The sequence below is a fragment of the Actinoplanes sp. NPDC004185 genome, from assembly GCF_053603475.1.
The window spans coordinates 196104-204199 of sequence record NZ_JBSGFR010000010.1 but is presented as its reverse complement, the minus strand read 5'-3'; the positions used below and the strand labels follow the sequence as shown (position 1 = coordinate 204199).

Below are 8096 nucleotides of genomic sequence, written 5' to 3'. Positions count from 1 at the left end.
CCAAGCGTTCCCAATCCTGATCAGTCAGATCACCGGCCACAACACACCAACGATCGATCATGGTCACGCGTGATGATCCGTCAGACTCGCTCTAGGGCCGGTGGCCGGCGCGGCCAGGGCTGCCTCGACGATCCGGACCGCCTCGCTGGGATCGATGCCGACGCCGACGATGAGCGCCGCGTACTCGCGGGCGGCGCGGTGAGCCTGCTCGCGGGCCTGCTCGCCGGAGGCCGAGACGAACGAGCCGGCCCGCCCCCGGGTCTCGATCAGACCGGCCTCCTCCAGCGCCCGGTACGCCCGGCCGACGGTGTTCACGGCGAGGCCCAGGTCGGCCGCCAGCCGGCGGGTCGTCGGCAGTCTGGCGCCGACGGCGAGCGACCGCTCCTGGATCTGCCGGGCGAGCTGGGCCCGGAGCTGCTCGTACGGCGGCACCGGCGAGGCCGTGTCGATGACGATCATCAGGTGGTCCGAGCTCGCGGGGCCGCCGTCCCGACACCCGTGGCGCGGGCCTGGATCAGGTAAAGGGCGATGGCGCCCGCCACGATGAGGGCCAGGGAGACCGCGTTCCACCAGTCGAGCGAATCCCCGTACAGGAAAATCGCCGGCAGCGACCACACCAGGCTCGGGGTGACCAGGGTGCGGGCGTCCTCGACCCGCATGACGACGTCGGCCGTGAGCGACGCCTCGTCCTCCGCCACGGCCGGGCTCGCCAGGACCGGGCGCAGCTGCAGGACGGTTCCGGTCCCGGCGCCGGCCAGGCCGATCAGCACGACGATCGCCCCGTACCGCAGGGTGGGGTCCGGGACCGGCAGCACGCTCACTGCGAGCAGCAGGGCGCCGATGAAGGTGGCGGCCGTGAAGGCGGCGTACGGCCGGCCCAGCACCGCCGCCCAGCCGAGCTGGACCGGATGGGCGACCCGCCGGGCCAGCTGAGCGCCGGCCTCCCGGTCGGCGCGCCGCACCCATCCGGCGAGCAGCCACTACGCCACCAGCAGCGCGACCACCAAGGACGCCAGGACCAGCAACGGCAGCCGGGAGGGTGAGGCGTCGGTGGGCAGCGCCAGCACGTGGGTGAGGGCTGCGCCCATCAGGAACGCGGCCAGCAGGGCACTGTCGGCGACCTTGGCCCGCCGCCGCACCGCCAGCCGCCTTGCAATCAGTGGGGTCGGCTCGGCCCCGGTCAAGCCGTGCCGGGCCAGCCACCGCCCAGCCTCGGCGCCGTCGGCCTCGCGCATGTTCCACCTGCTTGCGACAATGTCAAGCGTCAGCCGGTCAGCTGGTTGAGCTTGCGGATTTGACCGTCGAAGGCCCAGGTCGGCGCGAAGCGGCGCAAGGGTGCTGGTCATCGAACGCCAGCTTTACAGCGAGGACCCGCCGCGCCACGAATACCACTTCATCGAAGCGGGCCGGGAGCTGTTCCTCGTGATGCTCGCCCTGTCCGAGTGGGGCGATAAGTGGGCGGTGGACACCCCGGTTGTGAGCCGCCGGCACTCTTGCGGCGAGCCCTTCCAGGTGGACCTGGTCTGCCACCACTGCGGCGGGCCGGTCACCCATGACACCATCCAGGCCGAGGTCGCCTGATCGGCTTCGCTCACAAGTGGAGGGAGCCACCGTGCTGAGGCAGGTCGCGGAGGGTGTGCTGGTCCACGAGAGCGCGTTCTGCCGGAGCAATGCCGTTGTCGTACAGGGCCGGGACGGCGTGCTGCTCATCGACGCCGGGGTGCAGAACCATGAGATGGTCTGCCTCGCGAGCGACCTGTCCGAGTCGGGCCGGGCCGTGGTGGCGGGCTTCTCGACGCATCCGCATTGGGACCACCTGCTCTGGCACCCCGGGCTGGGCTCGGCCCCTCGTTACGGGACGGCCGGGTGCGCGGCCATGGTCCAGGCTCGGCTGTCGGATGCTGGGGCGAAGGCCCGGGTCGCCGCGCTGATACCGCAGGACATTGTCGAGCACGTGCCGTTGGACCTGCTCGGCCACATCACCGGCCTGCCTGCCGGGGCAGCGCTGATTCCCTGGGACGGCCCACAGGTCCGGATTGTCGAGCACCAAGCCCATGCCCCTGGGCATGCGGCGCTGCTGCTCGAGGAGCGGGGCGTGCTCGTTGCGGGGGACATGCTGTCTGACGTCTTGGTTCCGATGCTCGATCTGAATGGGAGCGCTGACCCGATCGAGGACTATCTGGACGGGTTACGGCTGCTGGAGGGTGCGGCGGGTGGCGTCGATGTTCTCGTGCCTGGGCATGGGTCGGTGGGCGGGGCTGATCAGGTGCGTGCGCGTATCGAGCGGGATCGGGCATATGTGCTCGCCTTTCGGGAGGGTCGTGGTGTCGATGATCCGCGGGTCGGTTCGTCCGCTGAGCCGGGGTGGGAGTGGGTGAGCGATGTCCATGACGGGCAGGCTCGGCACCTCGCGCAGAAAGAACGCGACGGGATGTCCGGCTAGCGATCCGATTCGGACACCACGGTGGGACGGACGGTCAAGTTCTCGTGTCTGGTCGGTGAACTGATCGATCCAGTTATGTCACTGCGTCGGGCGTAATCTGCGTGCAGGCTGCGTTACAAGGAGTGACTGATGAGCGAAGAGACTTGGCTTGCCGCCCGCCTCATACCGACCTCAGGAATCAATGGCGCTGACGAGCAGGAGCGCCGCGCTACCTCAGCTTTGCTCGCCGTGATGAGTGCCGTGCGAGAATTCGGCCGATCCTTGACGCAGCCCTTCGGCGCACCGGCCGGGCAGGTGGAAACCTTCATCGAGGTTCCCTTCAATCTTGGTGACAGCAAATACTTCCCTGACGGGCTCATCCGGGTGACCCGCGGCCAGCGTCAATGGACTGCGCTCGTCGAAGTCAAGACGGGCAGCAATGAGCTCCAGACCGAACAGCTCGAGCGCTATCTGGACATTGCGCGTGAGCAGGGCTTCGACGCATTGATCACCGTCTCCAACGAGATTCCCCCCGTCCCCGGTCAGCACCCGACCGCTGTGGACAAGCGGAAGCTCAAGAAGGTCGCGCTTCACCACATCCCGTGGTCGGAGGTGCTCACCGTCGCGGTGATGCAGAAGGAGTATCGCGGCGTCGCTGACCCTGACCAGGCCTGGGTGCTGGGTGAACTGATCCGTTACCTGGAACATCCCAGATCCGGTGCGCTGGAGTTCAGCGACATGGGATCCAGCTGGGTGCGTTTGCGTGAGGCGGTCGGCGCAGGCACGCTCCGGGGTAACGATCCGATGGCGGCGGAGATCGCCGGGCGGTTCGATGCACTTGTGCGGTTCGCGGGGCTGAAGCTCGGGAGGCGGCTGGGAACCGAAATCGTGCCCGCCCTGAGCCGGAAGGAGCTGGCAGAGCCGGCAGTTCGCACTCAAGCGTTGTCCGCACAGCTGACGACCACCGGTTCCATGACTGCCGCTCTGCGCATTCCGGGGGCTGTGGGCGCGCTCTATGTGACCGCGGACCTGCGAGCCGGAAAGATCACCTGTCATGTGGACGTGGACGCGCCCCGCGAGGGCCGTCCGACCACGCGCGTCAATTGGCTGGTGAGGCAGCTGAAAGGAGCGCCGGAGACGGTCCGGCTGGAGTCGGCGACCGCGTACTCGCGGGGACCAGGGAACGCGGAGCTTCTGAAGGCTGTCCGAGAGAATCCGAGTCTGCTCGTCGGCGAGCCGGGTAAGGAGCTTCGGTCATTCCGGGTTGCGGCGAACTCGGCCGCAGGTACGAAACGTGGCACCGGCCGAGGGTCGTTCGTCGACTCGGTGCTCGCGGCGATCGATGCCTTCTACGAACAGGTCATTCAGAACCTCAAGCCTTGGATGTCGGCCCCGCCGAAGCTTCGCTCACCCGAGCAGGTGGTGGACGTGGAGCCGGTCGCGAAGGCTTTGGTGTCCACTGCCATTTCTTCCCAGGACGGACCGCAGGCGGAGACCGAAGCTGGAGCCGAAACACAAGCTGGAGTCGGCAAGCCGGACTCTGAGCCTGATTCGGGCATCCGGTAAGGCTTTCAGCGGACCACGGTCACCGGGCATTTTGCGTACGCGGCCACGTGTTGGCTCACTGAGCCCAGCACCAGCCCCGCGAACCCACCGTGGCCGCGTTTGCCCACCACCAGCAGGTCGGCGTTCGCCGACTCGTCGATCAGGACCTTGGCCGCGCGGCCCTGCTTCACCTGAGCTTTGACCAGGACTGCCGGGTTGTCGCCGAGCTCTTCCTTGATCACCTGGAGCAGGTCGTCGGCTGTGCGCTGGCTCGGGTCGGGGACGTACCGCTCCGACACGCTCACGTTGCCGGCCGGGGGCAGCAGGGTGTGTTCCCACACGTTCACCACGACCAGGTCTGCGCCGTGGTCCGCGGCTTCGGCGGCGGACCAGGTCAGGGCCTTGCGGCTGCCGGGTGATCCGTCGACGCCGACCACGATGGTCTTCCATGTGCTCACCGTCGTCTCCTCTCCAGTGTCGATCGACCGGCGGAGGTGGGGGTCACGCCGGAACGCCCGTGACCTTCGGATCGACGCTATTACAAGCCGTCAGGGGCGTCGAGGTGGAAGGGTGCCTCGGCGCTCATGCTGCATCACGTATCGACAGTGGTTGCGGGTCTCGGCGGATCGGTTTAGCGTCGAAAAACAGGTGACTTTGATCACAGTGGCCGGAGGGTCGCCATGACCACCACGACATCGGACACCGTCTCGACAGATGTGGGCCAGGCCGAGCGCCGGCCGCTCATGACGGGTCGCGCCCTGCTGATGATGAACCTCGGGTTCTTCGGGGTCCAGTTCAGTTTCGGCCTCACCCAGTCCGCGGTGAACCCGCTCTTCCTGCTGATCGGGGCCGACCCCGACCAGCTGCCGCTCCTCAACCTGGCCGGGCCGGTCACCGGGCTGATCATCCAGCCGTTGATCGGCGCGGTCAGTGACCGGACCTGGCATCCACGCTGGGGCCGCAGACGCCCGTTCATCACCGCCGGCGCGTTGCTCTGCGCGGTCATCCTGTTCCTGTTCCCGTTCGTCGGCATCCTCTGGCTCGCCGTCATCTGCTTCTGGCTGCTCGACGCCGGCAACAACACCTCGATGGAGCCGTACCGGGCGTTCATCTCCGACCGGTTGCCGAAATCCCAGCTGGCGCGCGGCTTCCTGACCCAGAGCATGTTCACCGGGGCCGGCGCGGTGCTGGCCAACCTGTCGCTGTTCGTCCTGCAGAAGGTCTCGGCGCTGCAGGAGGAGGCCGGCAACGGCGTGCCCTACTGGATGTACGTCTGCTTCATGATCGGCACCGTCTGCATCCTGCTGACCGTGCTGACCGCGATGGCGCGTACCCGGGAACTGACGCCGTCGGACGAGGAGCTCCGCGAGATCCGGTCCGCGCCCAAGGGTCTGCAACACGCCGTCGCGGAGATCGCGGACGCCGTCAAGTCGATGCCGGTCGCCATGCACAAGATCGGTGTGGTGTTCCTCTTCCAGTGGTACGCCATGTTCATCTACTGGCAGTTCCTGGCGGTCAGCCTGGGCGAGACCGTGTTCGGCGCGACGCCGGAGGAGGGCGGGGCGGCCTGGGACGCCGCGATCGGGTGGAGCGGGCTGCAGAACGCCGCGTACAACTTCGTCACCATGGTCTCCGCGCTGTTCCTGGTCGGCTTCGCCCGCCGGATCGGCGCCAAGCGGGTGCACGCGGTCGCGCTCGGCCTGGCCGCGCTCTCGCTGGTCTGGCTGTCCCGCATCGACAACCAGTACGTCGCGCTGCTGCCGATGATCGGGGTGGGCATCTTCTGGGCCAGTGCGGTCGGCGTGCCGTACCTGATGGTCGCCAGCATGGTCCCGGCCAAGCGGACCGGCGTCTACATGGGCATCCTGAACGTGATGATCGTGGTGCCGATGCTGATTCAGACGATCACCTTCGGCTGGATCTTCCAGCACCTGCTCGGCGGCAAGGGCAGCAACGCGATCATGCTGGCCGGCGTCCTGCTGGGCATCGGCGCCGTGGCGATGCTGTGGGTGAACCCGCCCGACGAGGCCGACGAGTCGCCGATCGTGCCGCTCGGCAGCAAGCGCAGCATCACCGTGTACGACCGGGTCGTGGTCGGTTCGGACGGCACCCCGACCAGCCTGTACGCGGTGGACCGGGCCGCCGAGGTGGCCCAGGCGGCCCAGGCGCGGCTGGTGGTCGTCACGGCGTACCGGGAAGGCGCCGAACCGGCGGAAGGCGCCGCAGCGGGCCTGCACCGCGACATCCATGGCGCCGAGGCGGCCCGCGAGGCCCTCGCCAAGTCCGTCACCGGGCTGACCAAGGAGCGGGCGAGGTACATCGACCAGCGGCTCGTGGCCGGCGACCCGGCGCAGGCCCTGCTCGACACGGTCGGGGCCAACCCGGCGAACCTCATCGTCGTGGGCAACCGGGGGCTGGGCGCGAGCCAGGGGCAGCTGCTGGGGTCGGTGCCGGCCGGGGTCGTGCGCAACGCGGTGTGTGACGTGCTGGTCGTGCAGACGTCGGCGCTGGACGAGGACCGCATGTTCGCCGGCGAGCGGACCGAAGCCGCCGCCCCGGCCGACCCGGAAGGGGGACCGCCGACCCGGTGACGGGTCGTCGCGCACACCGGCAATGCAACCGGGCATCTACCGGGCTCTGCCCCGCGGCGGCGATCCTCGTATCCATGGGTCGATATTCCGGTGGTCTGCGTCGTCTTGTCGTCTGGCTCTGCACGCTGGCGGTGGTGTCGACGCCGACAGCCGCTCAGGCCTCGCCCAGGGTGCTGATCCGTTCCATGGCGTTCAACCTGTGCGGCGTGATGTGCAGCAAGGGCTCCATGGCGCCGGCTTCCTACGCCCTGAAGCAGATCACGAGCCGGTCCATCGACGTCGCCTCCCTGCAGGAGCTGTGCTATTCGCAGTACCGCTACATCACGGATCGCCTTCCCCGCGGCTACTCGTCGGCCTTCACCGCCACCAAGTCCCTCAGGACCTGCGACAACCATGACAAACGGTACGGCCGGAAGTACGGCATCGCGGTCATCGTCCGAGGGTCCGAGCTCGGCCCCGAGCACGTCAAGATCCTGCCCTCCGGTCGTCACTCGGTCGGCATGTACGCCCAGGTGAAAGGCCGGAAGCTCTTCGCCGCAAGCGTGCACAACGCCACCAGTGTCGCGCTCGGTAACGAGGAGGATCTCGCGTCGCTGTACGACTGGCTGCTGGCCAAGAGCGGGCCGGTGCTGTCCGCCGGTGACTACAACGCCTTCCTGTACCAGCCGGGCGTGGCCCGCTTGAAGACCTTCTTCACGGACGCCGACGAGGCCGACAACGAGATCACCTTCAACCCGTACGGTGGCCGGAAGATCGACTACATCTTCACCTCCCCGCACTTCGCGGGGGAGACGGGTGACACGCTCTACACCTCCGCCAGTGACCACCGGCTCTACCTCGGAGCTGCCTGGTTGTAGGGCCGTGCCGGTTCGCGTCTCATAGTCTGGGCCCATGACCTGGCTCGACGTGATCGGCTGGACCGGATCGGCCCTGCTCGTGTGGTCCCTGCTGCAGACGCGGCTGCTGCGCCTGCGCGCGTTGAACCTGATCGGGTGCCTCGTGCTCATCGGCTTCAACGCGGCGCTGGCGGTATGGCCGATGGTGGGCCTGAACGTCGTCCTCGCGGTGATCAACGTCTGGTATCTGGCCAGAATGCTCGCCTCGCGCCACGACGAGAAGGCGTACCAGGTGGTCGAGGTGCGTACCGACGACGAGTTCCTCGCGCACACGCTGCGGCTGCACAGCCGGGACATCGCCCGCTTCAACCCGGGCTTCCGCTGGGACGCCGCGGCCCGGGACACCGCCGCCTTCCTCGTGGTCAACGGCGACGAGGTGGTCGGGGTGGTGCTGTTCGCGGCCGCCGAGGACGGCGTCGCGCGCGTACAGCTGGATTACGTGACCCAGCGGTACCGGGATTTCACGCCCGGGGAGTTCGTCTACCGGCAGAGTCAGTTCTTCCTCGAGCGTGGCTGCCGGACGGTGGTCACCCCGCCCGGCATGGTCTCGCCGTACTACGACAAGCTCGGCTTCCGCCGCGAGGGCGACTCCTACGTGCTGGACCTGAGCCCGGTCGGCTGATCCCTCAGGTACGGCCCCGG

The 8096-nt window shown here is 68.1% G+C and carries 10 protein-coding genes; 6 read left to right on the top strand and 4 right to left on the bottom strand.

Annotation, left to right across the window (positions count from 1 at the left end; all coding sequences use genetic code 11):
- Positions 1-63: 63 nt before the first annotated feature.
- From ACWEOZ_RS13215 to ACWEOZ_RS13205, 3 genes are read right to left on the bottom strand one after another with little or no spacing between them, the layout of a single operon-like run.
- A complete protein-coding gene (locus tag ACWEOZ_RS13215) occupies positions 64-459 on the bottom strand; it encodes a GntR family transcriptional regulator (protein WP_451910947.1) in 396 nt (131 codons plus the stop codon).
- Positions 459-962, bottom strand: a complete 504-nt coding sequence (locus ACWEOZ_RS13210) for a hypothetical protein (protein WP_451910946.1) — start codon at positions 960-962, stop codon at positions 459-461. Before ACWEOZ_RS13210 ends, ACWEOZ_RS13215 begins: the two co-directional genes overlap by 1 nt.
- Positions 963-980: 18 nt before the next feature.
- A complete protein-coding gene (locus ACWEOZ_RS13205; RefSeq protein WP_451910945.1) occupies positions 981-1235 on the bottom strand; it encodes a hypothetical protein in 255 nt (84 codons plus the stop codon).
- Between the two features lie 100 nt (positions 1236-1335).
- On the opposite strand from ACWEOZ_RS13205, the gene ACWEOZ_RS13200 reads away from it, so the two are divergent.
- The 3 genes from ACWEOZ_RS13200 to ACWEOZ_RS13190 all read left to right on the top strand — a co-directional run bounded on the left by ACWEOZ_RS13200 (position 1336) and on the right by ACWEOZ_RS13190 (position 3988).
- On the top strand, positions 1336-1581 hold the full coding sequence (locus ACWEOZ_RS13200) for a winged helix-turn-helix transcriptional regulator (protein WP_451910944.1): 246 nt from the start codon (positions 1336-1338) through the stop codon (positions 1579-1581).
- A 31-nt stretch (positions 1582-1612) separates the two neighbouring features.
- On the top strand, positions 1613-2443 hold the full coding sequence (locus ACWEOZ_RS13195) for an MBL fold metallo-hydrolase (RefSeq protein WP_451910943.1): 831 nt from the start codon (positions 1613-1615) through the stop codon (positions 2441-2443).
- Positions 2444-2572: 129 nt separating this feature from the next.
- Positions 2573-3988, top strand: coding sequence for a stress response protein (locus tag ACWEOZ_RS13190; RefSeq protein ID WP_451910942.1), 1416 nt, complete (start codon positions 2573-2575; stop codon positions 3986-3988).
- A 5-nt stretch (positions 3989-3993) separates the two neighbouring features.
- Here ACWEOZ_RS13190 and ACWEOZ_RS13185 read toward each other — a convergent pair whose 3' ends face one another.
- Entirely contained in the window at positions 3994-4425 is a 432-nt protein-coding gene (locus ACWEOZ_RS13185; RefSeq protein WP_451910941.1) for a universal stress protein, read from the bottom strand.
- Positions 4426-4647: 222 nt separating this feature from the next.
- Here ACWEOZ_RS13185 and ACWEOZ_RS13180 point away from each other — a divergent pair, with 222 nt between their 5' ends.
- The 3 genes from ACWEOZ_RS13180 (at position 4648) to ACWEOZ_RS13170 (ending at position 8076) form a co-directional block, all read left to right on the top strand.
- Positions 4648-6558, top strand: coding sequence for an MFS transporter (locus tag ACWEOZ_RS13180; RefSeq protein WP_451910940.1), 1911 nt, complete (start codon positions 4648-4650; stop codon positions 6556-6558).
- Between the two features lie 74 nt (positions 6559-6632).
- Positions 6633-7415 carry an endonuclease/exonuclease/phosphatase family protein gene (locus tag ACWEOZ_RS13175; RefSeq protein WP_451910939.1) on the top strand — a complete coding sequence of 261 codons (783 nt, stop codon included), beginning with the start codon at positions 6633-6635 and terminating at the stop codon, positions 7413-7415.
- Between the two features lie 34 nt (positions 7416-7449).
- Complete coding sequence (locus tag ACWEOZ_RS13170) at positions 7450-8076, top strand: hypothetical protein (RefSeq protein ID WP_451910938.1); 627 nt, start codon at positions 7450-7452, stop codon at positions 8074-8076.
- Positions 8077-8096: the final 20 nt, after the last annotated feature.